The sequence below is a fragment of the Sinorhizobium terangae genome (assembly GCF_029714365.1).
GTDB lineage: Bacteria > Pseudomonadota > Alphaproteobacteria > Rhizobiales > Rhizobiaceae > Sinorhizobium > Sinorhizobium terangae.
Map to the genome: position 1 here is coordinate 2,482,891 of NZ_CP121659.1, position 25,503 is coordinate 2,508,393.

General features: G+C 62.2%; 22 protein-coding genes. 12 read left to right on the forward strand and 10 right to left on the reverse strand.

Annotated features, from left to right (window positions below; all coding sequences use genetic code 11):
- Genes QA637_RS11860 through QA637_RS11875 form a run of 4 tightly spaced genes read left to right on the forward strand, consistent with a single transcriptional unit; the run spans window position 1 to window position 6,278 of the window.
- Window positions 1–921: a DUF58 domain-containing protein gene (locus QA637_RS11860; RefSeq protein WP_153441306.1), complete on the forward strand. Its 921-nt coding sequence runs from the start codon at window positions 1–3 to the stop codon at window positions 919–921.
- Window positions 918–3,728: a DUF4159 domain-containing protein gene (locus QA637_RS11865; RefSeq protein ID WP_283061528.1), complete on the forward strand. Its 2,811-nt coding sequence runs from the start codon at window positions 918–920 to the stop codon at window positions 3,726–3,728. The genes QA637_RS11860 and QA637_RS11865 overlap by 4 nt, the downstream gene beginning before the upstream one ends.
- A 10-nt stretch (window positions 3,729–3,738) precedes the next feature.
- Window positions 3,739–5,808, forward strand: a complete 2,070-nt coding sequence (locus QA637_RS11870) for a hypothetical protein (RefSeq protein WP_153441308.1) — start codon at window positions 3,739–3,741, stop codon at window positions 5,806–5,808.
- Window positions 5,787–6,278: a GNAT family N-acetyltransferase gene (locus QA637_RS11875; RefSeq protein ID WP_153441309.1), complete on the forward strand. Its 492-nt coding sequence runs from the start codon at window positions 5,787–5,789 to the stop codon at window positions 6,276–6,278. The genes QA637_RS11870 and QA637_RS11875 overlap by 22 nt, the downstream gene beginning before the upstream one ends.
- 28 nt (window positions 6,279–6,306) lie before the next feature.
- Here QA637_RS11875 and QA637_RS11880 read toward each other — a convergent pair whose 3' ends face one another.
- Window positions 6,307–6,867 (reverse strand): GNAT family N-acetyltransferase, encoded by a 561-nt coding sequence (locus QA637_RS11880; protein ID WP_153441310.1) that lies wholly within the window; start codon window positions 6,865–6,867, stop codon window positions 6,307–6,309.
- A gap of 261 nt (window positions 6,868–7,128) precedes the next feature.
- Between QA637_RS11880 and QA637_RS11885 the strand changes: the two genes are divergently transcribed.
- Entirely contained in the window at window positions 7,129–8,160 is a 1,032-nt protein-coding gene (locus tag QA637_RS11885; protein ID WP_283061530.1) for a glutathione S-transferase family protein, read from the forward strand.
- Window positions 8,161–8,163: 3 nt separating this feature from the next.
- On the opposite strand, the gene QA637_RS11890 is transcribed toward QA637_RS11885, so the two are convergent.
- The gene (locus QA637_RS11890) at window positions 8,164–8,655 is read right to left on the reverse strand and encodes an NUDIX domain-containing protein (RefSeq protein WP_380784556.1); all 492 of its coding nucleotides are present in this window, start codon (window positions 8,653–8,655) and stop codon (window positions 8,164–8,166) included.
- A 78-nt stretch (window positions 8,656–8,733) separates the two neighbouring features.
- On the opposite strand from QA637_RS11890, the gene QA637_RS11895 reads away from it, so the two are divergent.
- The 4 genes from QA637_RS11895 to QA637_RS11910 all read left to right on the forward strand — a co-directional run bounded on the left by QA637_RS11895 (window position 8,734) and on the right by QA637_RS11910 (window position 11,876).
- Window positions 8,734–9,636 (forward strand): metallophosphoesterase family protein, encoded by a 903-nt coding sequence (locus QA637_RS11895; protein WP_153441313.1) that lies wholly within the window; start codon window positions 8,734–8,736, stop codon window positions 9,634–9,636.
- Window positions 9,637–9,801: 165 nt separating this feature from the next.
- Window positions 9,802–10,347 carry a tetratricopeptide repeat protein gene (locus QA637_RS11900; RefSeq protein ID WP_153441314.1) on the forward strand — a complete coding sequence of 182 codons (546 nt, stop codon included), beginning with the start codon at window positions 9,802–9,804 and terminating at the stop codon, window positions 10,345–10,347.
- A 179-nt stretch (window positions 10,348–10,526) separates the two neighbouring features.
- On the forward strand, window positions 10,527–11,045 hold the full coding sequence (locus tag QA637_RS11905) for an RNA polymerase sigma factor (protein WP_153441315.1): 519 nt from the start codon (window positions 10,527–10,529) through the stop codon (window positions 11,043–11,045).
- 3 nt (window positions 11,046–11,048) lie between these two features.
- Window positions 11,049–11,876, forward strand: a complete 828-nt coding sequence (locus QA637_RS11910) for an anti-sigma factor family protein (protein ID WP_153441316.1) — start codon at window positions 11,049–11,051, stop codon at window positions 11,874–11,876.
- 82 nt (window positions 11,877–11,958) lie between these two features.
- On the opposite strand, the gene leuA is transcribed toward QA637_RS11910, so the two are convergent.
- Window positions 11,959–13,668 carry a 2-isopropylmalate synthase gene (gene leuA, locus QA637_RS11915; RefSeq protein WP_153438052.1) on the reverse strand — a complete coding sequence of 570 codons (1,710 nt, stop codon included), beginning with the start codon at window positions 13,666–13,668 and terminating at the stop codon, window positions 11,959–11,961.
- A 438-nt stretch (window positions 13,669–14,106) separates the two neighbouring features.
- Entirely contained in the window at window positions 14,107–14,694 is a 588-nt protein-coding gene (locus tag QA637_RS11920; RefSeq protein ID WP_153438054.1) for an ATP-dependent Clp protease proteolytic subunit, read from the reverse strand.
- 251 nt (window positions 14,695–14,945) lie between these two features.
- Here QA637_RS11920 and QA637_RS11925 point away from each other — a divergent pair, with 251 nt between their 5' ends.
- On the forward strand, window positions 14,946–15,422 hold the full coding sequence (locus QA637_RS11925) for a GNAT family N-acetyltransferase (RefSeq protein WP_153438056.1): 477 nt from the start codon (window positions 14,946–14,948) through the stop codon (window positions 15,420–15,422).
- Window positions 15,423–15,535: 113 nt separating this feature from the next.
- On the opposite strand, the gene queF is transcribed toward QA637_RS11925, so the two are convergent.
- The 5 genes from queF to QA637_RS11945 all read right to left on the reverse strand — a co-directional run bounded on the left by queF (window position 15,536) and on the right by QA637_RS11945 (window position 21,838).
- Complete coding sequence (gene queF, locus QA637_RS11930) at window positions 15,536–16,000, reverse strand: preQ(1) synthase (protein ID WP_153438950.1); 465 nt, start codon at window positions 15,998–16,000, stop codon at window positions 15,536–15,538.
- Window positions 16,001–16,086: 86 nt separating this feature from the next.
- Complete coding sequence (locus QA637_RS11935; protein WP_153438951.1) at window positions 16,087–16,998, reverse strand: cation diffusion facilitator family transporter; 912 nt, start codon at window positions 16,996–16,998, stop codon at window positions 16,087–16,089.
- A gap of 169 nt (window positions 16,999–17,167) precedes the next feature.
- Entirely contained in the window at window positions 17,168–19,357 is a 2,190-nt protein-coding gene (locus tag QA637_RS11940) for an anthranilate synthase (RefSeq protein ID WP_153438954.1), read from the reverse strand.
- A gap of 114 nt (window positions 19,358–19,471) precedes the next feature.
- Complete coding sequence (gene trpLE, locus QA637_RS30885) at window positions 19,472–19,516, reverse strand: trpE operon leader peptide TrpLE (RefSeq protein WP_184108869.1); 45 nt, start codon at window positions 19,514–19,516, stop codon at window positions 19,472–19,474.
- A gap of 117 nt (window positions 19,517–19,633) precedes the next feature.
- The gene (locus tag QA637_RS11945; RefSeq protein WP_283061536.1) at window positions 19,634–21,838 is read right to left on the reverse strand and encodes a TonB-dependent hemoglobin/transferrin/lactoferrin family receptor; all 2,205 of its coding nucleotides are present in this window, start codon (window positions 21,836–21,838) and stop codon (window positions 19,634–19,636) included.
- A gap of 276 nt (window positions 21,839–22,114) precedes the next feature.
- On the opposite strand from QA637_RS11945, the gene QA637_RS11950 reads away from it, so the two are divergent.
- Both QA637_RS11950 and QA637_RS11955 read left to right on the forward strand, forming a co-directional pair.
- Window positions 22,115–22,948 (forward strand): extensin-like domain-containing protein, encoded by an 834-nt coding sequence (locus QA637_RS11950; RefSeq protein WP_153438956.1) that lies wholly within the window; start codon window positions 22,115–22,117, stop codon window positions 22,946–22,948.
- Between the two features lie 299 nt (window positions 22,949–23,247).
- Window positions 23,248–23,757, forward strand: coding sequence for a DUF1993 domain-containing protein (locus tag QA637_RS11955; protein ID WP_153438958.1), 510 nt, complete (start codon window positions 23,248–23,250; stop codon window positions 23,755–23,757).
- 48 nt (window positions 23,758–23,805) lie between these two features.
- Here the strand turns inward: QA637_RS11955 and QA637_RS11960 are convergent, their stop codons facing one another.
- Window positions 23,806–25,485 (reverse strand): formate--tetrahydrofolate ligase, encoded by a 1,680-nt coding sequence (locus QA637_RS11960; protein WP_153438960.1) that lies wholly within the window; start codon window positions 25,483–25,485, stop codon window positions 23,806–23,808.
- Window positions 25,486–25,503: the final 18 nt, after the last annotated feature.

Sequence of the window (25,503 nt, forward strand, 5' to 3'; positions counted from 1 at the left end):
ATGGCCTCGATCGGGCACATAGTCGCGCGTACCCCCTCCGGCGAAGTCCTGTCGCGCGCTCAACAGCGCGCAATGCTCGTTCCGGACTGCCTTGTCGAAGCTCGCAGGATTGCCAACACGGTGATCTCCGGGTGGCATGGCCGGCGCAAGCGGGGTATCGGCGAAAATTTCTGGCAGTTCCGCCCCTATAGCGAGGGCGAAAGCCTGTCTCGCATCGACTGGCGCCGCTCCGCCCGCGACGACCATACCTATGTCCGCGACCGCGAATGGGAGGCGGCCCATACCATCTGGCTTTGGGCGGACCTATCCCCCTCGATGATGTACAAGTCGACGCTCGGCGCGGTTTCGAAGGAAAGCCGTGCACTGGTGCTGATGCTGGCGCTTGCGGAAATTCTCGCCCGCTCCGGCGAGCGGATCGGCTGCCCCGGCGTCATGGAGCCGGTCTCCGCGCGCAATGCAGCCGAACGATTGGCAACGGCGATCATGCTGAGCCAGCTTTCCGAGGGCCTGCCCGAGACCAGCATGATCCGCAATGCCAGCGATCTGGTGCTGATAGGCGATTTTCTCGACCCGGCCGACAAGGTGATGGAGCGTCTTGCTCCGCTCGCCCGCCGCGGTTTCCGCGGCCATATGGTCGAGATCGCCGACCCGGCCGAGGAAGTCTTCCCCTATGCCGGGCGAACCGAATTCACCGACCCGGAGACCGGCGAAAAGCTGACCGCCGGACGCGCAGAGATCCTGCAGGAGGATTATCAGCGCGCCTATCTCGCCCGCCGCGACAGCCTGGGCTCGAGCCTCAGGCATCTCGGCTGGACCTTCATCCCGCATAGGACCGACCGCCCCGCCTCCGAGGCGCTGGTTGCCGTGCACATGTATCTTTCCGGAATGCCTGGACGCGCAACGCATGGAGGTCTGCTATGATCGGCGGCCTTTCCTTCGTCTTCGCCAATCCTGCCATGCTGGCCGCGCTTGTCGCGCTGCCGGTGATCTGGTGGCTTTTGCGGATGACGCCGCCTCGACCAGCGGCCGAGGTCTTTCCACCGCTGCGCATCCTCGCCTCGGTTCTGAAGCGCGAGGAGACCCCGTCGAAGAGCCCCTGGTGGCTGACGCTTCTCAGGATGATGATGGCGACCGCCGTCATTTTCGCGATCGCCGATCCGGTCTTCAATCCGCGCACCAACACGCTCGCGTCCTCCGGCCCGCTCGCGCTTTTGATCGACAACAGCTGGGCGACGGCGCCCGATTGGGAGCGGCGGGTCGAGGCTGCCTCGGCGCTCATCGACGACGCGGAGTCGAGAGACCTTGCCGTCTCGATCGTTTTCACCGGCGAGCGACAGCATAATGCGACGCCGGGATCGGCCGGAGCCGCGCGCAACCGCCTGGCTGCCGCGTCGCCCGAACCGCTTCCGGCCGATCGCCGCTCCGCGATCGCGGCCATGCGGACGACCTTCAAGGGCTCAGCACCCGGCACGCTCGCCTTCGTTACAGACGGCATCGAAGCTGTTGACGGCAAGACGATGGAGGCACTTGCCGGACTTGGCGCGGCCAACCTCCGGGTGATCGAGGCCGACGGCAGTCAAGCGATAGCGCTGACCGACAGCAGCAACGAAAACGCCGGCATGTCGGTGACCGCGAGCCGGTTGAAAACCGATGATCGCCGTTCCGTGTCGATCGTCGCTTACGATACGCGTGGCCGCGCCATCGCCGATGGCGCGATCGATTTCGCGCCCGGTGAAGCGGTTGCGAAGGGAACGATCGCCGCGCCCTTCGAGCTGCGCAACGATTTCGCCCGCATCGGCATCGAAGGCGCCGCGACCGCAGGCAGCGTCCACTTGCTCGACGATGGCTTCCGCCGCCGTCGCGTCGCTCTCCTGAGCGGCGAGGCTCGCGATCTTTCCCAGCCCCTGCTGTCGCCGCTCTACTACATCAACCGGGCGTTGGCTCCCTATGCCGATCTCATCGAACCGCGCGAGACCGACCTTGCCGTTGCCATTCCGGAACTTCTGGAACAACGGCCCTCGGTCCTGATCATGGCCGACATCGGCCGCTTGCCGGAAGAGATGTATCCGCTCATGAAGAAGTGGATCGATAATGGCGGCACGTTGATCCGCTTTGCCGGGCCGCGGCTTGCGGCGGCACCGGCCGACGATCCGCTCGTCCCCGTGACGCTGAGGCAAGGTGAGCGGGCGCTTGGCGGAGCGCTTTCCTGGTCCGAGCCGCAGCCGCTCGCCGACTATCCTGGCAACGGCCCCTTTGCCGGCATGCCACGTCCGACCGATATTCTCGTCAAGCGGCAGGTCCTGGCCGAACCTACGGCTGACCTCGCCGAGCGGACCTGGGCAAATCTCGCGGATGGAACGCCCTTGGTGACGACGGCGGTCCAGGGATCTGGACGCATCATCCTCTTCCATGTCAGCGCCGAGGCAACCTGGTCGAACCTGCCGATTTCCGGGCATTTCGTTGAAATGCTCCGCCGCAGTGTGCAGCTTTCGCGCAGCGGCGGCGTCGCAAGCGAAGGCAAGGTGCAGGCGCAGACGCTGTCACCCTACCGGCTGCTGAACGCCGACGGCGTCCTTGTTGCCGAAACCGGCAATGCGCGGCCGCTTAACGTCGCTCCCGGCAAGGCGCCGCTTGCAACTCCGGAAAACCCGCCGGGGCTCTACGGTTCCGAAGACGGTTTCACGGCGTTGAACCTGCTTCCGCGCGACGCGCAACTCAAGCCGATCGACATGGCGGCGGCGGGCCCGCACAGCTCAGAACGGCTGACCGGCGAGGAAAGCTGGTCGCTGAAGCCTGCTCTCTTGACGCTGGCACTGCTTCTGCTCCTTACCGACGCCATCGTCGTTCTCTTCATGGGCGGAGCCTTTTCGCGCATACGGATGGCAAGGAGCGCCACCGCAGCCCTCTTCGTGCTGTGTGGCACCCTTGTCCTCCTGCCGCCGCAAGCGTTGGCGGATGACACCCGTCCGGACGACCAACAGATCCTCGAACACCTCGATACGACCCATCTCGCCTATGTCGTCACCGGGGAAGACGAGGTCGATCGTCTCTCCGAACGCGGTCTCACGGGCCTTACCGATTTCCTGACCTATCGCACGACGCTCGAGCCGGGCGCGCCCGTCGGGCTCGACATTTCCAAGGACGAACTCAACTTCTATCCAATCATCTATTGGCCGATCTCCGCCAATGCGCCGATGCCGAGCCCGCAGGCCGTCAGCCGCATCGACGCCTATATGCGCGCAGGCGGCACAGTGCTCTTCGACACCCGCGACCAGTTCTCCTCGCTCGGCGCCTCGTCGAACGGGACGAGCCCGAACAGCGAACGGCTACAGGCGATCCTAGCCAATCTCGACATTCCACCGCTGGAGCCCGTTCCGAGCGACCATGTGCTGACCAAGGCCTTCTATCTGCTCACGAATTTTCCGGGCCGCTACACCGGCAGCCCTCTCTGGATCGAGGCGCAATTCGACAATCGCGAAGGGCCAAGCGACCGCCCGGCCCGGTCAGGAGACGGCGTCACGCCGATCATGATCACCGGCAACGACTTTGCCGGCGCCTGGGCCGTGGACACGAACGGCGTCGCGCTCCTGCCAACCGTTCCGCCGGACGAGATGCAGCGCGAATACGCGTTCCGCTCCGGCGTCAACATCATGATGTATATGCTGACCGGCAACTACAAAGCCGACCAGGTGCACGTGCCCGCCCTGCTCGAGCGGCTCGGTCAGTGAGGACCGTTCGATGACCGTCGACTTTGCACCATTTCTCCCCTGGCCCTATCTCGCGGCGCTGATCCTTGCGGCGGTCGCGCTCGCGGCACTCGGCCTGTGGCGTCGCGTTCGCGGTGCCTGGTTGAGAACGGCGGCGCTGGCGGCGTTCTGCCTGGCGATTGCCAACCCATCGGTTTTCCAGGAGGAGCGCGAGCCGCTTTCGACCATCGTTGCCGTCGTCGTCGACCGCAGCCAAAGTCAGAACAATGACGGTCGCCGCGAACAGACCGACAAGGCGCTTGCCGATCTCAAGGATCGCCTCTCACGTTTTCCACAGATCGAGACCCGCATCGTCGAGGCCGCGGATAGTGCCGAAACCGAGGCGCCTTCGACGAAGCTCTTCGGCGCATTGGCGACCGCGCTTGCCGACGTGCCGCCGGCGCGGGTCGGCGGCGCCGTCTTCATCACCGACGGACAGATCCACGACGTTCCCGACGTCAATCAGAAGCTCGGCTTCGATGCGCCGATCCATGGCCTGATCACCGGCAAGCCGGATGAATTCGATCGCCGTATCGAAATCGTCAGCGCGCCGCGCTTCGGCATCGTCGGCGAACAGCAGAAGATGACCTTCCGTGTCGTCGACGACGGCGCCGCTCCTGGCGGTGGCGCCGAAGTGACGATCCGCCTCAACGGCAACGAGATCGCGACCGAGCATGCGGAGCCGGGCACCGACGTGCCCTTCAGCTTCACCGTACCGCGCGGCGGCAACAACATCCTCGAATTCGCGGTGAACCCCCTCGCCGGCGAAGTGACCGAGGTCAACAACCGCGCCGTCCACGTGCTCGACGGCATTCGCGAGAACCTGCGCGTGCTCCTCGTTTCGGGTGAGCCGCATGCGGGCGAGCGCGCCTGGCGCAACCTGCTGAAGTCCGACGCGGCGGTCGATCTCGTCCATTTCACCATTCTGCGTCCACCGGAAAAGCAGGATGGCACCCCGATCAACGAACTCTCGCTGATCGCCTTTCCGACACGCGAGCTCTTCGTCGACAAGATCAGCGAGTTCGACCTGATCATCTTCGACCGCTACCAGCATCGCGGCGTGCTGCCGATTCTCTACTACGACAACATCGCGCAATATGTGCAGAACGGTGGCGCCCTGTTGATCGCCGCCGGCCCGGAACATGCCGGCGACGACTCGATTGCTGCCACGCCGCTCTCGGCAGTCCTGCCCGCGACCCCCACCGGCGCCATGAATGACAAGGCGTTTTTCCCCCGCCTATCGGAGGAGGGAAAGAAGCATCCGGTCACGCGCGGTCTCGAAGGCGCGGCGAGCGAGCCGCCGCGCTGGGGTCGGTGGTTCCGTACCGTCGACGTGGACCGTCCGCTCGGGCAGACGGTTATGGAAGCGGCCGACGGAAAGCCGCTGCTCGTTCTCAACCGCGTCGGCAAGGGGCGTGTGGCGATGCTTTTGTCCGACCAGGGTTGGCTGTGGGCGCGCGGATTTGAAGGCGGCGGACCGCATGTTTCGCTTTATCGGCGCACGGCCCACTGGCTGATGCAGGAACCGGCGCTCGAAGAAGAGGCGCTGACGGCGCGCGCCTCCGGCCGCACGCTGGAAATTACCCGGCAGACGATCGAAGGCGATCCCGGCCAGGCGACGCTCACCTATCCATCGGGCAAGACCGAAGAGGTCACGCTGACGGAGCGTGAACCGGGCCTCTACAAGGCCGAAGTCAAAACGACGGAAACCGGCCTCTTCGAAGTGGCCAATGACGAGCTCACGACGCTCGTCCATGTCGGCAATGTCGATGCACCGGAATTCAAAGCAGCGATCTCCACCGAGGAAAAGCTCCGTCCCTGGGCGGATAAAACCAAGGGCCTCGTGCGGCGGCTGGCGGATGCCGATGGCCCGGTCGATCTTCCCTCGATCTTGCCGGTGCGTGGCGCAGTCCGGGTGGCCGACGACGAACGCCTCTCGCTGCGCATGACGGACGAGACGGTGCTGAAGGGCATCAACTCCCTGTCCCTGTTCGGCGGTCTCTTTGGCCTCGCCGCCCTGCTCTTCCTGATCTCATCCACCTGGTATCGCGAGGGTCGGTGACCAGCAGCGAGATAACGATCGCGGACCTGCGTGCCGTGCCGCACTTTGCAGCGGATGTCGCTGATCGGGTCTGGCGGGCCTGGTGGAAGCCGAAGGGCGTGCCGTTGGAGCATGTTACCGATCTGGCCCGAGAGAATCTCGGAAGCGGACCGGTACCCGTTGCCTTGGTCGCTCACCGCGGTCCGACCTTCATGGGCACGGCCTCGGTCATCGCTTCCGACATGGAGGAGCGGCCGCACTTCACGCCCTGGGTCGCCGCCGTCTGGGTGGACGAAATGTTCCGGCGGCAGGGCATCGGCGGTACCATCGTCAGCCATGCCGCACGCGCCGCATTCGCAGCCGGCGCCGATACCGTCTACCTTTGTGCCGTCCCGGCAAAAAGGCCTTTCTACCAGAGGCTTGGCTGGTCGCTCCATGAACGGGATGTCGGAGGCCACGGGCTCGACGTTTTCACGCGCAAGTCGATCTGAGTGCACACCATCATAGATGCGCGTCGAATCAGGCGGCAGCGCCCTCGGCCTGCGTCTCTGCGGCGAGTTCGGTCACCGGTGCAACGCTGTCGTCCCGCCAGCAGATCATGCCGCTTAGCCGCGCGTGGACATCAGCCGCCATCGGCACCACCAGAACCCTTGCCGGGTCGACAGGCCCTGGAAATTCGAGCGCACCGTAGTGTACCTTCTCGAAGCCGAGCGGCTGGTAATAGGGCGGGTCACCGACGAGGATCACCGCTTCCGAACCCTTCCGCCGCGCAGCTTCGACGGCAATGCGCACGAGCTCGCGGCCAATGCCCCGGTTCTTGTGCGAGGGCCGCACGGCGAGCGGGCCAAGCAGGTGCCCCCTCACCGACCCGGCCATGACCGGCGTCATCCGCACGGAGGCGATCGTCTCGCCATTGTCGGCGCAGATGAAGGACAGCGAACGGTCATGGGGACCCTGCTCGCGAATCCGGGCGGCGGCGCGCACGAACCGCCCGGGTCCGAAGGCTTCTTCGTTGATGATTTCGATGGCTGCGTCGTGTGACGCGTCTTCAGTCAGATAGACGATGTCGTGCTTTTTCATGGATATCGAGAACCAAGCATGCGGACGGACAATAGGGATGGCGCGCCCCCGAAAGGGGCGTTGGCAGCATCAGCGTCGTCGCAGGCTTCCCGACAGGATCATGGTTACGATCGTTCCGAACACGAAAAATTGCCTGATCGCGATAGCAGAAAATTGCCGCCTGTCAAAGCCCAAAACGCAGTGTTCAGAATTTGACACCTATCACCGCCCCGCTGCTGCGTTATCTATCAATGGTAAGAGAAAACATGAAGGAGCTCATGCATGGGCAGGTTGGTCAACGGAGCCTGGCAGGACGTCTGGTACGACACCAAGACGACGAAGGGCCATTTCAAGCGCAGCGAGTCGCAGTTTCGCAATTGGATCACTGCCGACGGATCGCCGGGCCCGTCCGGCGAAGGCGGCTTTGCTGCCGAGCCGGACCGCTACCATCTCTATGTCTCGCTTGCATGTCCCTGGGCGCATCGCACGCTGATTTTCCGCAAGCTCAAGAAGCTTGAGGAGATCATTTCGGTCTCCGTCGTCGATCCGCTGATGCTCTCCAACGGCTGGGAGTTCAAGGGCGAGAACGGCGGCACCGTGGACCATCTCTTCGGTTCCGACGCGCTTTGGCAGATTTATGTGCGCGCCGATCCCAACTATTCCGGACGCGTGACGGTGCCCGTGCTTTGGGACAAGAAGAAGAACACCATCGTCTCGAATGAATCGGCCGAAATCATCCGCATGTTCAATTCGGCCTTCGATCGTCTTACCGGCTCGAGCGAGGATTTCTGCCCCGCGGAACTGCGCGGCGAAATCGACGAGCTCAACGCGCGGGTCTATGACGCGGTAAACAACGGCGTCTACAAGGCGGGGTTCGCCACCAGTCAGCAGGCCTATGACGAGAGCGTCAAGGCCCTGTTCGCCATGTTGGACGAGCTGGAAGGCCGTCTCTCCTCGCAGCGTTATCTTATGGGAGATCGGATCACCGAGGCCGACTGGCGCCTTTTCACAACGCTGGTGCGGTTCGATCCGGTCTATGTCGGCCACTTCAAGTGCAACATTCGGCGCATTGCTGACTACCCGAACCTTTACGGGTACCTGCGCGACCTCTACCAGGTGCCGGGCGTGTCCGACACTGTGAACTTGCACCACATCAAGCAGCACTATTACCGCAGCCACACGATGATCAACCCGACAGGCGTCGTGCCGGCGGGCCCGGTGGTGGACCTTACGACGCCGCACGGTCGCGATCGGCTCGATCGCGCTGCAGGTTCAAATGAGACTGCACGGCGCCTCGCCGTCGGCACCCGCTGACCCTTACCAGAACGTGTCCGGCGCCTCCGTTCCGGCAAGTTCTGCAATCCGCCGGCGCGTCGCGGCGGTCGTGTCCTTCGGCAGTTCGTCAAGCGCGAAGAAGCCGGAGGCAGCTATCTCCAGGTCGGGAACCTTTGGCCGTTGCTGACGGACGTTGTCGCAACGAAAGAAGATGACGTGATCGCGCTTGCTGGTGCCCCGGTTGTAGTAGACCTGCACCAGCAGCGGCGGTGAGGTCAGTTCCAGATTGCCTTCTTCCCGGAGTTCGCGGGCGAGCCCCTCCACCGCAGTCTCATGGCGATCGAGGCCGCCACCCGGCATGTGCCAGCCGGGAAGATAGGAATGCCTGACGAGGAAGATGCGCCCTTCGCGGTCGAAGCAGGCGGCGCGCACGCCAAGCGTCATGCCGCGCGAGATCGCAAAATAGGCATGTGCGAACCGCGTCAGCAGGCGAATTCGCCAGTTGCGCAGTTCCGCCGGTCGCTGCTGCTTCAAACGCGTGTCTCCTTGGGCGAGCGGCATTCACCCGAAATCGTGATTCCACTCGGATGGAATATGCGCTAGACGGGGGCGATGTTCAAACTTGCGCATATTTCGGACGTTCATCTCGGACCGCTCCCAGATCTGTCCCTGAGGGAACTTGCTTCCAAGCGGATCACCGGTTTCGTCAACTGGCACAGAAACCGAGCGCGCCATCTCTTTCCCGGTACGCTCGCCTGCCTGATGGATGACATCGAGAAGCGTAATCCGGACCATCTGGCGATCACCGGCGACCTCGTGAACCTCGCCTCTTCCCTGGAGATCGCGGCCGTGACCGCGTGGCTTGCGGCGGCGGGCGACCCCGGGGACATCTCCGTTGTACCGGGCAACCACGACGCCTATGTGCCGGGTGCCTACGAGAAGACGACACGCGCCTGGTATCCCTACATGCGCAGCGACGAGGGGCCGCTCGGCTGGATCCGAGACCATCATTGCTTTCCTTATGTGCGCGTGCGCGGCCCCGTGGCACTCATCGGCTGCTCGACCGCCGTCGCCACACCACCCTTCGCCGCGAGCGGCTACTTCGGTCAGCGACAGGCGCGTGCAACCGTCAACCTGCTGCAGGCAGCAGGCGAGGCCGGCCTCTTCCGAGTCGTGCTGATCCATCATCCGCCGATCCGCGGCGCGACCTCGATGCACAAGCGCATGATCGGCATTCGTCGTTTTGCAGCGGCCATCTCGTCCGGCGGCGCCGAACTCGTGCTGCATGGCCATACCCATCTCAACACGGTTTACTACCTGAAGGGACAGACCGCGCCGGTGCCCGTCGTCGGCATCGCCTCTGCGTCACAGGGGCCGGGCGGCAGCAAGCCGGCGGCCGCCTACAATCTCTTCTCGATCGCAGGCGAGCCCGGCCACTGGCATCTCAGCCGCGAGCGCTACATGCTCAATGCCGACGGGACCGGCGTCGAACTCGCCGAAACCACCCTTCTCTAGGTGCGGTCTGCCCGCAACGTCGAAAACCTTCCGGGAATATTCCGCTCGCGCCGAATAATTTGCCACGCCCATGCGTCATAATGCGGTTCGGGTTCGGCACCGGCGCGACGCGCGTGCGTCAGTCGGGTTGCCGTCGCTGCGCGACATTCCAGGGAGACAGGCACGATGTTCCGGAAGACGACTTTCTTTGTCCTTGCTGCATTCATGGCTTCGATCGCCGGCCAGTCGGCCATGGCCGTCGGCGACACCAGCGAACCGCCGCGCAAGACCAAGACAAGCACCCAATGCAAAAACGGCAAGATCTGGGATACGCGCAAGGGCCAGTGCGTCAACGCGAAGAAAAGCGGCCTCAGCGACGACGTCCTGTTCGAAGCCGCGCGCGAGCTTGCCTATGCCGGCCAGTACGACAATGCGATCAAGGTGCTCGAAGCCGTAAGCGATCAACGCAGTGCCCGCGTGCTGAACTATCTCGGCTACGCCAATCGCAAGGCCGGTCGCATGGAACTCGGCATGCAATACTACAAACGCGCGCTTCAGGCCGACGAGAACTATATTCTCGCCCGGTCCTATCTCGGCCAGGCCTTGGTCGAGCAAGGCCGGATCGAGGAGGCCAAGGTGCAGCTCGTCGAGATTCGTGATCGCGGCGGAGAAAACACCTGGGCCTACAGGGCTCTGCTTCAATCCCTCGGCGGCCTCCGTCATCACTACTGACAAGCCGGGCGGGAAACGGCCGCCCCTGCTCGTCGAGGGAAACTGACGCCGGAACGCAAAAACCTGTTTCCGTTCCGGCTCTTCCCTTGCAGACTTCGGATCAAATGTTTCATATCATTGGGTAGTGCATTTCGCACCGCGAATAGATGCCCGATCCGGTACGTCTCATTGGAAGAGCAATGCGCCCAGCGGCAGAGACGAAAGACTTCAGACAGGATTTGGTCAGCCTGCTGCCCAAGTTGCGCCGCTTTGCGCTGACGCTGACGCGCAATGCCAATGATGCCGATGACCTGGTCCAGGAGGCCTGCGAGCGGGCCATCGCACGCAGCCACCTGTGGAACGGGGAAGGCCGGCTGGAGAGCTGGGTCTATGCCATGACACGCAATCTCTGGGTCGATGAAGTCCGCAAGCGCAAGGTCCGTGCCGGCGGCGGAGCCGTCGACATTTTCGACCAGAGCGAGTTGCGTGTGGAAGCTGTTGCCGAAAAGGCGGTCTATGCCAACCAGTTGCAGAAGATGATCCTGTCCATGCCGGAAGGGCTTGCCAGCGTATTCCTGCTCATCAATGTCGAAGGGCACAGCTACCGTGAGACCGCAGATATCCTCGCCATTCCGATTGGCACCGTGATGAGCAGGCTGTCCACCGCCCGCCTGCGGCTCGCCGCCATGCTGTCCGAGAATACCGAAAGGAGGGCCTGACCATTGCAGCAGACGACAGGTCAAGCGCTTGAAGTTCGGTTGTCCGCCTATATAGACGGCGAACTCGGCGACGCCGAGAGAGCCGAACTCGATGCTTTGCTGGCCCGTGACGAGGACGCCAAGATTGTCCTCGAGAAGCTGAAGGCAGGCAGCGCGTTTGGCAACAAGGCCTTCGAGGACTTCCTCCATGACCCGGTGCCGCTGGCGCTGGTGCGCCAGATCAAGCAGGGATCCGGCATTAATCCGAGATCCGAGCGCGTCGCGACTGCGAACCTGCCGGCGCGGACGGTTCGCATCTGGCCGCGGGCCTTGGCCGCTGCCATGGCGTTGTTGCTTCTCGGCGGTGCCGCGGGTTACCTCGCCGGCAGCGCGCACTACGCCGCCGAGCCCGAGAGCACCGCCTCCGTACGCCCGTGGATAGATGAGATCGCCGATTACCATCGCATCTATTCTCGGCAGAAGGAACACCTCGTCGAGGCGCCTGCGTCGGACGGACCGACGATCGAGACCTGGCTCGCCTCCAGCGTCGGCGTTGGCTTCAAGACCCCGGATCTCGCAAGCAAGGGCCTGACCTTCGAGGGTGCAAGGCTGTTGGTGGTTGACGGCAAGCCCGTCGGCCAACTCGTCTACCGCGATCGCGAGGGCGATATCTACGCGATCTGCTTCCTCAAGCGTGGCGACACGCCGCAAACGGATCAGTTCCGCGAGGATATCCGCGATAACCTCGGACTGGTCTCCTGGCAGAAAGGCGATGCGTCGCTGGTGGTCGTCGGCCCATCCGCGGATGCCGGGCTCCGCGAGCTCGCAGAGGCTGTGGCGGCGAGCATCTGACTATACAGGTTCTAAAAACGAAAAAGCCGCGCGGTCCAAGAGAACCGGCGCGGCTTTTCTGCATAGGCTGATGTTGGCGGTCCTATACCGCCTTCATCTCCAGCACCCGGTTGGCCGCCGAAACGATCGCTTCCAGCGAGGCAGCGACGATATTGGTATTGATGCCCACGCCGAACAGCGTGCCGCCGGGATACTCGACCTCGACATAGGCAATGGCCGCGGCATTCGAACCATGCTGCAGCGAGTGCTCCGAGTAGTCGGCCACCGAAAGCTCGATGCCGAGATAGATCGACAGCGCATTGATGAAGCCGTCGATCGGGCCGGTGCCCTTGCCCTCGATCCGCTTGGTCTCGCCCTTGTCTGTGATCTCCGCGGCAACGACGCGCAGGCCCTTGTGTTCACCGACCGGATAAGTGTGGTGGTCAACGAATTTCAGCCGGGCGTGTGGCTGCTCCACGTAACGCTCGAGGAAGCGGGCATGGATGCGCTTCGACGGCAGCTCCTTGCCCTCTTCGTCGGTGATGCGCTGGATGTCCTCGCGGAACTCGACCTGCAGGTTACGCGGCAGGTTGATGCCGTAGTCTTCCTGCAGAATATAGGCGATCCCGCCCTTGCCGGACTGGGAGTTGATGCGGATGATCGCCTCGTAGCTGCGGCCGACATCACGCGGGTCGATCGGCAGATAAGGCACTTCCCAGAGCGGCTTGTTGGCCTGCTTGATCGCCTTCATACCCTTGTTGATCGCGTCCTGGTGCGATCCGGAGAAAGCCGTGTAGACGAGTTCGCCGACGTAGGGGTGGCGCTCGGGAATGACCATCTGGTTCGAATATTCGTAGACTTCTTTGATCCGCACGATGTCCGAGCAGTCGAGCATTGGGTCGACGCCCTGCGTGAACATATTCAGGGCCAGCGTCACCACATCGACGTTGCCGGTGCGCTCGCCATTGCCGAAGAGCGTTCCCTCGACGCGGTCGGCGCCTGCCATCAGGGCCAACTCCGTTGCGGCGACGCCGGTACCGCGGTCATTGTGCGGATGCAGCGAGATGATCAGGTTTTCGCGATTGTCGAGATTGCGGCACATCCACTCGATCTGGTCGGCGTAGATGTTCGGTGTCGCCATTTCGACAGTCGAGGGCAGATTGATGATCAGCTTGTTGTCCGGCGACGGCCTTACGATTTCGGTGACCGCGTTGCAGATCTCCAGCGCCACTTCGAGCTCGGTGCCCGTAAAACTTTCCGGCGAATATTCGAAGCGATAGCCGCCGCCGGCCTTCGCCGCCATGTCGGTGATCATCTTGGCGGCATCGGTCGCGATCTGCTTGATGCCGGCGACGTCCTTGCCGAACACCACGCGGCGCTGCAACTCGCTGGTCGAATTGTAGAAATGAACGATCGGCCTATGGGCACCGCGCAGCGCCTCGAACGTGCGGGTGATCAGTTCCGGCCGGCATTGCACCAGCACCTGCAGGGATACATCGTCGGGGACATTGCCCTCCTCCACACACCAGCGTGCGAAGTCGAAGTCGGTCTGCGAGGCGGACGGGAAACCTATCTCGATTTCCTTGAAGCCCATGTCGACCAGCAGATGGAACATACGCGACTTGCGGTCGTGCCCCATCGGATCGACCAACGCCTGATTGCCATCGCGCAGATCCACCGAGCACCAGATCGGCGCTTGCGTGATGGTCTTGGACGGCCAGGTCCGGTCCGTCAGCGCGATCTGCGGGTAAGGCTGATATTTCACCGCCGCCTCGGGCATGCCGGTTTTGATGGAATGCGATTTCAGAATCATGTGCAGCTTCTCTTCGTCACTGGAGCGTGGCTTGCCAGATGCAATAGCCGATCATCGGAGACATTGCGATCGCTAACGCCGCGGGGCCGTGCCTTTTGTTTCAGCACTCTTGGGATTCGAGGAGCATCTGCCGGCTAGGCTTTTCGGCCGCCGGGCGCTCCTCAGCGAACCCGGCAACCGCGAATAAGGCCGAGAAGAAGAAGCGAGGCGAAGGCGCGAGACGGCGCACGATTGTCATCGTGTCCGGGGAAGATCGCTGCGATCTTGTGTGCCTTGGCCTGTTTCATGGGGAAAGCCTATACACGGCTTGGCGCGGCGGGGCAAGGGAGACGGCGCCGATATAGCCGGAGCCGCTTCACCCGCGAATGCGAGAGCAAAGAAAAGAAAAAGGCACCGGCGCGCGGCCGATGCCTTTCGTGTGATTGTGCCCTATCGCGCTCAGACGTCGGCGATCGACGTGATGATCCGCGAAACGAGCCCGTATTCCTTCGCTTCTTCCGCTCCGAGCCAATAGTCACGGTCGGTATCCTTGGCGATCTTTTCGACCGGCTGGCCGGTTGCTGCGGAGAAGATCTTGTTCAGGCGCTCGTTCATCTTGAGGATTTCGCGTGCCTGGATCTCGATATCGGAGGCCATGCCGCGTGTGCCGCCGGACGGTTGGTGCAGCAGGAAGCGCGTGTTCGGCAGGCAAAGGCGCCGCTCCTTCGGCGGACCGACATAGATCAGAGCACCGGCGGAGGCTACCCAGCCGGTGCCGATCGTCCAGACCTTTGGTTTCACGAACTTGATCATGTCGTGAATGCTGTCGCCGGACTCGACGTGGCCGCCGGGAGAATTGACGAAGATGCGGATATCGTCATCGCTGGCGGAAGCGAGCGCCACGAGCTGCGAGCAAACCTTCTGCGCCAGTTCCTGCGTGATCGTCCCGTAGATGAAAATCGAACGCGACTTGAAAAGGTTCGCCTCCGTTTCCTTGCCGAGCGGCAATTCGGTCTTCTTTTCTTCCTGTTCGTCGTCGTTCCGCATTCTTCGGACTCCTCATGAAATGTCTTCAAAGTCAGATAATGCGACTCGACGGCGAAGACAATGCAAACAGGCGCTCGAAGACCGGGTTCGAGTAGTCGGCGCTGCCGCCATGGTAAATGCCGGAGCCGCAAATGCCGTTTGGACAGCGGGCGAAAGGCCAATAAGATCAGTACGTCATGGAAGGGCGCAGGGACCTGCGGCTCGCCTTCTAGGCGAGCCAAGCCCTAATCGTTTCACAAGGAAAATCCGAAATGCCGGTAATCCGCTCCGCCATGCCACACGAGATGGAAGCTCTTGCTCAGATTGGTCTATCCGCCTGGTGCAAGGGAATAAAGCCGCTTGTGCCGGCGCCAGTTGCGGTGAAGATCGAACGAAGCAACCCGTTCCTTTCTTTCCTCAGGGAACTTGGCTCGCGTGTGTTGATCGCCGAAATCGATGGCGAACTCGCCGGCCTCGGCGCTTGCGAGCACGAAGACGACACGATCAGCGATATTTGGGTATCCCCCGCCTTTGAAGGGCGGGGTGCCGGATCGGCTCTCATAGCTGCGCTTGAAGCGCAAATCGCTGAGCGGGGACACACCGAGGCGCGGATCCACGTCGCTGCAGCAAACGAACGAGCCCTTCGGCTCTATCAGAACCTTGGATATCGACAGCTTTGGCGGAAGCTCGATTTCGATCCAATCCTGGAGACCGATCTGGAGAAGATCGGCCTGTCGAAGTCCCTCTAGACTAATGCTTGTCGCCCGAAAGTGTGCAGCGGTATCGGGACAACGACATGCATGCAACCAAAGAACTTAAAGCGCGTCGCGTAGCTCCAATTGAATGCGACGCGCTTTAGGAATCACCCACGACCGCGATAGGTCGGCACACCCTGATCCGGCAGCCAGACACCCTCCGGCGGCGCGCCCGTCTGCCAGAAGACGTCGATCGGAATGCCGCCGCGCGGATACCAATAGGCGCCGATCCTCAGCCACTTCGGCGACAGGAGCGACACCAGCCTCTTGGCGATGTCGATGGTGCAATCCTCGTGGAAAGCGCCATGGTTGCGGAAGGAGTGCAGGAAGAGCTTGAGCGACTTCGACTCGACAAGCCAGCCATCCGGCACATAATCGATGACGATATGCGCGAAATCCGGCTGCCCAGTCATCGGGCAAAGCGAGGTGAACTCCGGCGCCGTGAAACGGACGACGAAGTCCGTCCCCGTATGATTGCTCGGTACCCTTTCGAGCACCGCCTCGTCCGGGCTTTGCGGCAGGTCGACCTTTGCGCCTAGTTGTGAAAGTCCTGATACGTCCGTTTTCGTCATTTCCTTACTGCTCCACCAAATCCTGGCCGTGATCGATTCTAAATAGTAAGAGCGGGATGCGGGCGGAAAACCGCAAACGCTTTTCCTCATCCCGCTCTGGTCTTCACACGCACACCGTGTGCCTTCTCGCCTTCCGGCTCGACGTGAATGGCTATTCTCGCGCCCGGATGAACGACGCGAATCGCGTCCTCGACCCGGTCGCAAATGTCATGGGCGTCGCCGACGGGCATCGCTTCGGGCACGACCATGTGGAAGTCCACGAAGATCGCCGGACCGGCCTGCCGTGTCTTCAAATCGTGTACGCCGAGAGAGCCGCCGGCATTTGCCGCGATTGCCTGCTTGATCGCCTCTTCCTCCTCCGCCGGCACGGCCCGGTCCATCAGCCCGTCAACCGAACGCGAGATGACCTTCCACCCCTGGAAGAGGATGTTGCCGGCGACGATCACTGCCAGCAGCGGATCGAGGATGGCGTAACCGGTGGCAATGGCAAGAAGAAGGCCGACGAGCACGCCTGCCGATGTTACGACGTCGGAAAGAATATGGTGCCCGTCGGCGCTCAACGCTGGCGACCGATGACGGGTACCGGCGCGGATCAGCACATAAGCCCAGATCGCATTAATGACGCCGGCGGCGAAGTTGATCGCTAGACCGAGCGCCGGTGCGCTCAAGAGTTCCGGCGCCATCATCTCCGGCACCGCTTCCCATAAGATCAGAAGCGCTGCCACGACAATCAGCACGCCTTCGATGACGGCGGAAAAATACTCCGCCTTGTGATGTCCGAACGGGTGGGTCGCATCCGCCGGTTTCGCGGCATAGCCAATCATCACATAGGCCATTACTGCGGCAATCACATTCACGATGGATTCCAGCCCGTCGGAAAGCAGCGCAACCGAACCGGTCACCCACCAGGCGAGCATCTTCAGCCCCATGACACCGACAGAAAGCGGCATGCCCCAAAAGGCCAGCCTCAGGATCGTTCTGCTATCGGAAGCGGTCATCTTCATTCCTCGTGCAGATGCAAACGAGTTGCAAATGCAAGCCTATTCAAACGCAAAACCGCCCGCGCGAATTTTCGCGCAGGCGGGTTCGAAACACCATATGGGTGATTACGCACGGCTTGTCAAAGGGCCGTGTGGCGCAGCCTTGCCCGCCGCAATTCGTGTGCCGTCAGGCGGCCTTGGTTTTCGCCCGTTTGGCGAGATGCGCGACCACGTTCTCGATCATCCGCATGCCGGCGTCGCCGCCGAGCGTCATGATCGATTCCGGATGGAACTGCACCGCCGCCACCGGCTCTTTCATGTGCTCGATGCCCATGATCGTGCCGTCTTCGCTCTCTGCCGTGATCATGAACTCGCGCGGTAGACTGGAGGGATCGGCAAAGATCGAATGGTAGCGCCCGACCGTCACCTCTTTGCCTAGACCGGAGAAAACGAGGCCGGGTTCCAGCACGCGGATGCGCGACGGCTTGCCATGCATCGGAATTGCCAATTGTCGCAAGTCGCCGCCATAGGCCTCGGCGAGCGCCTGAAGGCCGAGGCAGACCCCGAAGATCGGCAGTTCGCGCGCCCTCGCCTTCTTGATCGTCGCCTTGCAGTCGAAATCCTTTGGAGTGCCGGGTCCGGGCGAAAGCACGACAAGGTCCGGTTTGACGCGGTCGAAAATCTTCTCGGCAACCGGCGTGCGGACGGTGGTAACGTTCGCGCCCGTTTGCCGGAAGTAGTTAGCCAACGTGTGGACGAAGCTGTCCTCGTGGTCGACGAGCAGGATATTGACGCCCGCGCCGACCGGCGCAACGTCGCGCCCGGCCTTGGCGCTGTTGGCGGATTTGGCGTCGCGGATGGCTGCAATCATGGCGGATGCCTTCAGTTCGGTTTCGGCTTCTTCTTCTTCCGGATTGGAATCATAGAGGAGCGTCGCGCCCGCTCTAACCTCGGCGATCCCGTCCTTGATGCGGATGGTGCGCAAGGTCAGGCCGGTGTTCATGTCGCCATTGAAGCCGACCATGCCGATCGCGCCACCATACCATGCACGCGGGCTCTTCTCATGGTTCTCGATGAAGCGCATGGCCCAAAGCTTCGGCGCGCCGGTGACGGTCACCGCCCAGGCGTGGCTCAGGAAGCCGTCGAAGGCATCCATGTCATCGCGAAGCCGCCCCTCGATGTGGTCGACTGTATGGATCAGCCGCGAATACATCTCGATCTGGCGACGGCCGATGACCTTCACCGAACCAGGAACGCAGACGCGGCTTTTATCGTTGCGGTCGACGTCCGAGCACATGGTGAGCTCGGATTCGTCCTTCTTCGAATTCAGGAGCTTCAGGATCTGCTCGCTATCGGCGATCGGGTCGTCGCCCCGCTTGATCGTGCCGGAAATCGGGCAGGTCTCGATGCGGCGGCCTGAGACCCGGACGAACATCTCCGGCGATGCGCCAACGAGATATTCCTGGTTTCCGAGATTGATGAAGAAGGAATAGGGCGACGGGTTGATCGCCTTCAGCCGGTTGGAAATCTCCGAAGGGCGGCTCTCGCAGCGTTCGTAGAATTTCTGCCCTGGCACGACCTCGAAGAGGTCGCCGCGACGGAAGCTTTCCTTTGCCTTGACCACGAGTTCGGCATATTCGCCCGGGCGATGATCGCCATGCGGCGGAATGCCGTCGACAGAGCGGAACGGCTCCGGTGCGATGTCCGCCGCCTTGCCCTCGGTCGAAAGACCGCCCTTGGCAAAATCATAGCGGTCGACCCAGGCCTTCGCCGCATAGTGGTCGACGACGAGGATCTCATCCGGCAGGAAGAGGACCATGTCGCGCTGGTCGTCGGGCCGCTGCAATTTGAGGTCGATTGCGTCGAACTGGAAGGCAAGGTCGTAGCCGAACGCGCCATAGAAACCGAGATTGGAATCTTCGGGCGAATGGAAGAGGTTCGTCACGGCGCGAAGCACGGTGAAGACCGTCGGCATCTTCGAGCGCTCTTCCTCGGTAAACACGCGATCCGGCTGGTTGATGGTGAGATCGAGACGACGGGCCTCCGATTTGCCGAGCGTGATGTCAGCAACGGATTTCAGGTACTCGCCGATCAGCGCCAGCAACACCTCGCCGCGCTCGTTATAGGCTTCGATCCAGAGCGAGCGACCGAAGGAAGAGATGGCGAGCGGCGGGTCGACGACGGCGGTGTCCCAGCGGGTGTAGCGGCCGGGATATTCGTAGTTCGAGGAGAAGACCGCGCCGCGCCGCTCGTCGAGCTTGTCGACACAGGACGAGATCGCGTCCGTGTAGGATGCATCGCGCCGCCTGCGCGTGACGACGATGCCGCCTTCGGTTGTGTAGCTCTCCGCGCCGTCTTCCAGAATTACCGTTGCCATTCGCCTCGCTCCGTAAAAGCCCGGTCTTTCCACACGGCTTTGAATACGAAAAAGCCGCCTCGAAATCTCCGGGCGGCTTCATGTCTCAATCACGCATGACTGGTCAAGGCCGCCTCAGCGAGCCCACCACCAGATCGAAATGTTGCGTGCGTTCATCATGGGCGAAAGTGTTAGCGCGGCTTGCGGATGCGTGCAAGCGGGAAAAACGGGATCGACGGAGTTGAAATGGGCGGCTACCGAGAGCCGCCCATTCGATCGATCGGATGCGTCGGGCCGCTAGAAGCGTTGCGTCAGCGAGATCTTGAAGGTGCGGCCCGGCTCCGAATAGAAATCCGCCGGCTGCGTGAACGTATTTTGGGTGTTGATCGCATCCCAATAGGTCTTGTCGAAGACGTTGTAGACGCCGGCATTCACCCGCAGGCCCGGCAACTCAGCCGGCTCCCACCAGCCGGTGAGATCGACGATGCCATAACCCGGCGCCTTGAAGCTGTTGGTCGACTTGTCCGAAACGGCCATCGCAGCCGTAAGGATCACGTCGGTTCCCCAGGTTTCGGTGGCATAGCCTACACCGAGGACTCCCTTCAACGGGGCCACAGAGCCCAGCACTTCGTCCGTATCGAGATCCCGGCCATAGGCATAGGCAAGTGCAGTGCGCACGTGGAAGCCATTGGCGAAGACCTTGTGGCCGGACACCTCGATCCCGTGGATGGAGACGTTCGCGCGGTTTATAGCCTCGGTAATGCCGAGCGGATAGGTTCCGGTCGGATCGAAGCTCCAGCGCTCGTCGATGAAGTTCCGGTACCTGTTGTAGAAGGCACTTACGCGCCCACCGAATTCCTCGTCACCGAAATTGGCTCCGACCTCAAAACCGTGGCTCGTTTCCGGCTTCAGGTCGGGATTGCCGATCTGCAGGTAGCTGCCCGGTGCACCGTAGTTGAGATAGAGTTCCTCGGCTGTCGGCGGCCGGAAAGCCATCGCCCACTGCGCGAAAAGCTCGACCTGTTCCGCCGCCTGATAGGTCGCAAGCAGCTTCGGCGACAGCGCCTGGTCGCTCTGACCGGGCGGCACCCCGTCATAGTTGGGATTGCGCATATAGGCAGCGGTATTCTGGGGCGAATAATCGTACCAGTCGAAGCGGAGCCCCGGCGTCAGCGCGAAGGGACCATCACCGATCGAGATGCGATCCTGCAGGTAAATACCTACTTTCTTGCTGTCGACGTCCGGGCTGTCGGACTGATTGGTATGCAGGAAGTTGCAGGAAGGGCTGGGCGCCGTGTCGCAGCTATCCTCACCTGAAGAGTACTGGTGTAGCTTGCCGATGGCAAAATCGCCGCCGAGCGTGACCTGATGCAGCAGGAGACCGGTGTCGAAGAACCTGTCGACGTAACCGGTGGCGCCGAAGCTCTCGTCCTCCGCCTCGTTGAGCCGCGAATACTCGCCGATCACCGAGGTGCTGCGAAAAGCATCAACACCATTTTCGCGGAGCAGGCGTTGCCAGTAAATGGTGGCCGAGGCGCTGTCGAACCAGCCGTTATCGTCGGTGGCCTCGAATTCATAGTCGAGCGACAGGCGCTCACGCCGGGTATTGTCGAGCTTGTCGTAGTTGCCCGGCCGATAGTTGCCGAGGAGACTCTGCCCGGACATGAAATCGATGTCCTTGTCGCGATCGAAGCGTTCCGCCGTCAGCCCGAACGTGTGGCCGCTGTCGGTATATTGCCGCACCTTGAACAGGAGGTTGTTCTGGTCGTAGTCGGCCGGATCCGCCTCGGTGCGCGTCGTCGAATAGCCACCGACATCACCGTTGCTTTGCCGTTCGTGCCCCCTCTTGTAGCCACCCTGGAACAGAACGGCCGTATTGTCGTAGCGCGCGGCAACGGCGGCCGATCCGCCGAGGCTCTCATCGTCACCGTCATAGGCGAACTTGAAGATTCCGCCCCAGGTCCTTCCCTCGCCGATCAGGTCTTCCGGCTCCAGCGTGCGCAGGACGACGGCGCCGCCGAGCGCACCACCGCCGGCGCGGCTCGAATCGGCGCCACGTACGATATCGATCGTCGAGAGCGTGGCAAAATCGAAGCTGTCGATACCGCCATCTGCTTCGCGCGCACCGTCATCAATGAAGGGGATCGGGATGCCATCAATCGTCGTCAGCACCCGTGGCCCTTCCAGACCGCGGATATTGACGCTGCCGTTTGTGCGGTTGAAGTTCACGCCGGGCTCAAGACTTCTGCCCAGATCTTCGAAACTCGATATCTGGTTGTTGTCGAGTTGTTCTTCGGTGACCCGCTCGGCAAGCGGCGTATCCGCCACACCTTCCTTCTCGCCGTTCGTGACGACCAATTTCTTCAGTGCCGTTACGCGCCCCTGCTTTTCAGCGGCAGTCGCCGCCTTGTCAGCGGGTTGCGCGTGCGAAAACGTTGTTCCGGCCAGGGTGACGAATGCCGTGCATGCAAAAAGACCCAGGCGATGATGCCGGTTGAGCATGGACCAGTCCTTTGAGATGTTGGCCGGGCTTGCTGTTGAGCGGCAAACTCAAGGGGCTGGCTGGGCGAGGTTTAATTGCGAGCGACGTGTGAGCCGCGTCGCCTCATTTACGCCACATAAAAAACATGAGTGAAATTGTCAATATAAATCCAGGGGTGCGGGCGCCCCCCCGGATTCACGCTCCAAACCGACCTCGTCCTCAGTTTCAGCACATTTTGAAACAGGATCTGCTCTCATGCGTTTTGGCTTTGGCCGCAACGGATGGGAAGGACCTGCATGCGCCACTCCGCCGGAATGATCCTGTTGTCCGTTTCGATTCTTTCGGGCGCAAGCCTTCCCACGAAGGGTCCGGTGCCGGTCCCGAAACCAGCTGTCCCCGGCGAGCAAGCAACGCCAACCCCGGAGCTGAAACCTGGCGTGCCACCCAAGGGCGCCGAGATCAATAGAAAGACAGGTGCTCAGCCGCGCGTAGAAGAGAAAGAAGCAGCTCCCGGAGACAAGACAAAGGACGACAGCATTGAGGAGGTATTCCTGCCGGTGAAAGAGGAGCCTGCCGAAGAGCACGCCTCCTGCCTTGCCGATCTCAAGGCGCTCGGCGGCACATTCACTGACACCAAGCGCATCGACGATGGCAAAGGCTGCGGCATCGACAAACCGGTTCGCGTGACGGCGATCTTGCCGGGCGTCGCCCTGAAGCCGGAAGGGACTATGCGCTGCGCGACGGCACTGGCGCTTGCCCGTTGGACCAAGGAATCGGCGGTCCCCGCAGCCGCGGCCGCGTTCGGACCGGACACCCGGATCGCGACGGTGAACCAGGCATCGACCTACGTCTGCCGCCTGCGCAACAACGCAACGGCCGGCAAGATATCGGAGCATGCCCATGGCAACGCTGTCGACATCGCCTCGTTCACATTGGGCAACGGCAGGACGATCGCCATCCAGCCGCGCGACGAGGATGGCACGCTGGACGGCGCGTTTCAGCGCGCGGTCACGGCATCGGGCTGCCTCTATTTCACAACCGTCCTCGATCCGGGCAGCGACGCCGCCCATGAGATGCACCTGCATCTCGACATCATCGAACGCAAGAACGGCTATCGCTACTGTCGATAGGCGGTCGTCAAGTTCCTGTCGGAGCAGGTTGGCGCCTTCTCGTCTGCAGGCACGACGAACTTGCCCAGGGAGACAAGTCGTTACCGTGGTACCTGCCGCCTACTGCAAATCAAAGTGCTACAGCGACCTTTGCGCGTCCGATTGGACGCGCGGCGCTGTAGGTATCCATGCTGCGCGGTGACGCGGCTCACCGACCATGGGACGCAAGATAGCGGCGAGGCGATTGAAATCACCGCGGGCGAGCACGATCTATTGCGCATCATTTTTCGCCCGCCATCGACCTGACCGAGGAACAATCCATGCCGCTAACCATGTACAAGCTCTCCGTGCCCGCCTTCATCCGCGGCTTTTCTGCCCTCGGTGGCCTCTTGGACAAGGCCGAGGCCTTCGCTGCAGAGAAGGGCATGCCGCTCGCTGAGCTCTTCGAGGCACGGCTCGCGCCGGATATGCTGCCGCTCGTCGGACAGATCCAGCGGGCGAGCGACACCAGCAAGAACGCCATCGGACGGCTGACGACGATCGAAACGCCACGCTTCCCGGACGAGGAACGGAGCTTCGCCGAGCTGCGCGAACGGATCGCCAAGACGGTCGCATTCCTCGAAACGGTCCAACCCGCCGATCTTGAAGGCAGCGAAAACCGCGAAGTCACGCTCAGCTTCCCCAACCTCAAGGTCAACTTCAGCGGCGAGGACTATCTCTTGAAGTTCGTACTGCCGAACTTTTATTTCCACGTCACCACTGCCTACGACATCCTCCGCCACAAGGGCGTTCCGATCGGCAAGCCCGACTATATCGGCGGTCTTGGCTGAAAGGCAGAGGGGGTGCCGTCATGGGCGGCTTCGCCATGATCGCGCGCCTCAGAACAGCCCCTCAATCAGCCCCTCTTCATTGAGCCGTATCCTCTCGGAGGACGGCGCTTTCGGCAGGCCGGGCATCGTCATGATCTCGCCGGTGATGACGACGATGAAGCCGGCGCCGGCCGCAAGTCGCACCTCCCGGATCGGCACGGTGTGACCGCTCGGCGCGCCGCGCAGGTTCGGGTCCGTCGAGAACGAATATTGGGTCTTCGCCATGCAGATCGGCAGGTGGCCGTAACCCTGGTCCTCCCAAGTCCGGAGCTGTTCGCGCACCAGCTTGTCGGCAATAACCTCGCTCGCGTGATAGATGTCCTTGGCGATCGTCTCGATCTTCTGGAAGAGCGGCATGTCGTCCGGGTAAAGCGGCGAAAACTGCGAGTGGCCCGCATTGGCAAGGTCCACGACCTTGTGCGCCAGTTCCTCGATCCCTGCCGAACCCTCGGCCCAGTGCCTGCAAAGAACGGCTTCGGAACCGAGCGTCCTGACGTAGTCCTTGATCGCCTGGATCTCGGCCTCGGTGTCGGAGGTGAAGTGGTTGATCGCAACGAGCACGGGAACGCCGAATTTCTTGACGTTCTGCACGTGCCGCCCAAGATTGGCGCAACCTTTCTTGAGCGCTTCGATATTCTCCCGGCTGAGGTCCTCCTTCTTCACGCCGCCATTCATCTTGACCGCCCGCACGGTCGCGACGACGACGGCGGCGTCCGGCTTCAGGCCGGCCTTGCGGCATTTGATGTCGAAGAATTTCTCGGCGCCGAGATCGGCACCGAAGCCGGCCTCGGTCACCACGTAGTCGGCGAGCTTTAAGGCCGTTGCCGTAGCGACCACCGAATTGCAACCATGGGCGATATTGGCAAAGGGGCCGCCATGGACGAAAGCCGGGTTGTTCTCAAGCGTCTGCACCAGGTTCGGCTGCATCGCGTCCTTGAGCAACACCGCCATCGCCCCGTCCGCCTTGATGTCGCGGGCGTAGACCGGGCTCTTGTCGCGCCGATAGCCGATGATGATGTTGCCGAGCCGCTTTTCGAGATCCTTGATGTCCATCGCCAGGCACAGAATCGCCATGACTTCCGAGGCGACGGTGATGTCGAAGCCGGTCTCGCGCGGGTAGCCGTTGGCGACACCGCCGAGCGAACCGACGATCTGGCGCAGCGCCCGGTCGTTCATGTCCATCACCCGACGCCAGGCGATGCGGCGAATGTCGATCGCCTGCTCGTTGCCCCAATAGATGTGATTGTCGATCAGCGCCGCCAGCAGGTTGTGCGCCGCCGTGATGGCATGGAAATCGCCGGTGAAGTGAAGGTTGATGTCCTCCATTGGCACGACTTGGGCATAACCACCGCCGGCCGCGCCGCCTTTGCTGCCGAAGCAGGGGCCGAGTGATGCCTCCCGGATACAGACGACCGTCTTCTTGCCGATGCGGTTGAGGCCGTCGCCGAGCCCAACGGTGGTCGTCGTCTTGCCCTCGCCGGCCGGCGTAGGGTTGATCGCGGTCACCAGGATAAGCCGGCCGTTTCCGTTGTTCAGTTGCTGAGCGATGAATTCAGCGCTGACCTTGGCCTTGTCGTGGCCGTAGGGCAGCAGGTGCTCCGGCGGAATGCCGAGCTTTTCGCCGATCTCCTGGATCGGCTTCTTCTTCGCGGCGCGCGCGATCTCGATATCGGATTTGACCTCCGGCATGGCTGTTCCCCCTTTGTG

What these genes read in the sequence shown, in the direction of transcription:
- QA637_RS11860 (WP_153441306.1), top strand. Translation starts at nt 1, where the DNA reads ATGGCCTCGATCGGGCACATAGTCGCGCGTACCCCCTCCGGCGAAGTC.
- QA637_RS11865 (WP_283061528.1), top strand. Translation starts at nt 918, where the DNA reads ATGATCGGCGGCCTTTCCTTCGTCTTCGCCAATCCTGCCATGCTGGCC.
- QA637_RS11870 (WP_153441308.1), top strand. Translation starts at nt 3,739, where the DNA reads ATGACCGTCGACTTTGCACCATTTCTCCCCTGGCCCTATCTCGCGGCG.
- QA637_RS11880 (WP_153441310.1), bottom strand. Translation starts at nt 6,867, where the DNA reads ATGAAAAAGCACGACATCGTCTATCTGACTGAAGACGCGTCACACGAC.
- QA637_RS11885 (WP_283061530.1), top strand. Translation starts at nt 7,129, where the DNA reads ATGGGCAGGTTGGTCAACGGAGCCTGGCAGGACGTCTGGTACGACACC.
- QA637_RS11895 (WP_153441313.1), top strand. Translation starts at nt 8,734, where the DNA reads ATGTTCAAACTTGCGCATATTTCGGACGTTCATCTCGGACCGCTCCCA.
- QA637_RS11900 (WP_153441314.1), top strand. Translation starts at nt 9,802, where the DNA reads ATGTTCCGGAAGACGACTTTCTTTGTCCTTGCTGCATTCATGGCTTCG.
- QA637_RS11905 (WP_153441315.1), top strand. Translation starts at nt 10,527, where the DNA reads ATGCGCCCAGCGGCAGAGACGAAAGACTTCAGACAGGATTTGGTCAGC.
- leuA (WP_153438052.1), bottom strand. Translation starts at nt 13,668, where the DNA reads ATGATTCTGAAATCGCATTCCATCAAAACCGGCATGCCCGAGGCGGCG.
- QA637_RS11920 (WP_153438054.1), bottom strand. Translation starts at nt 14,694, where the DNA reads ATGCGGAACGACGACGAACAGGAAGAAAAGAAGACCGAATTGCCGCTC.
- QA637_RS11925 (WP_153438056.1), top strand. Translation starts at nt 14,946, where the DNA reads ATGCCGGTAATCCGCTCCGCCATGCCACACGAGATGGAAGCTCTTGCT.
- queF (WP_153438950.1), bottom strand. Translation starts at nt 16,000, where the DNA reads ATGACGAAAACGGACGTATCAGGACTTTCACAACTAGGCGCAAAGGTC.
- QA637_RS11935 (WP_153438951.1), bottom strand. Translation starts at nt 16,998, where the DNA reads ATGACCGCTTCCGATAGCAGAACGATCCTGAGGCTGGCCTTTTGGGGC.
- QA637_RS11940 (WP_153438954.1), bottom strand. Translation starts at nt 19,357, where the DNA reads ATGGCAACGGTAATTCTGGAAGACGGCGCGGAGAGCTACACAACCGAA.
- QA637_RS11945 (WP_283061536.1), bottom strand. Translation starts at nt 21,838, where the DNA reads ATGCTCAACCGGCATCATCGCCTGGGTCTTTTTGCATGCACGGCATTC.
- QA637_RS11950 (WP_153438956.1), top strand. Translation starts at nt 22,115, where the DNA reads ATGCGCCACTCCGCCGGAATGATCCTGTTGTCCGTTTCGATTCTTTCG.
- QA637_RS11955 (WP_153438958.1), top strand. Translation starts at nt 23,248, where the DNA reads ATGCCGCTAACCATGTACAAGCTCTCCGTGCCCGCCTTCATCCGCGGC.
- QA637_RS11960 (WP_153438960.1), bottom strand. Translation starts at nt 25,485, where the DNA reads ATGCCGGAGGTCAAATCCGATATCGAGATCGCGCGCGCCGCGAAGAAG.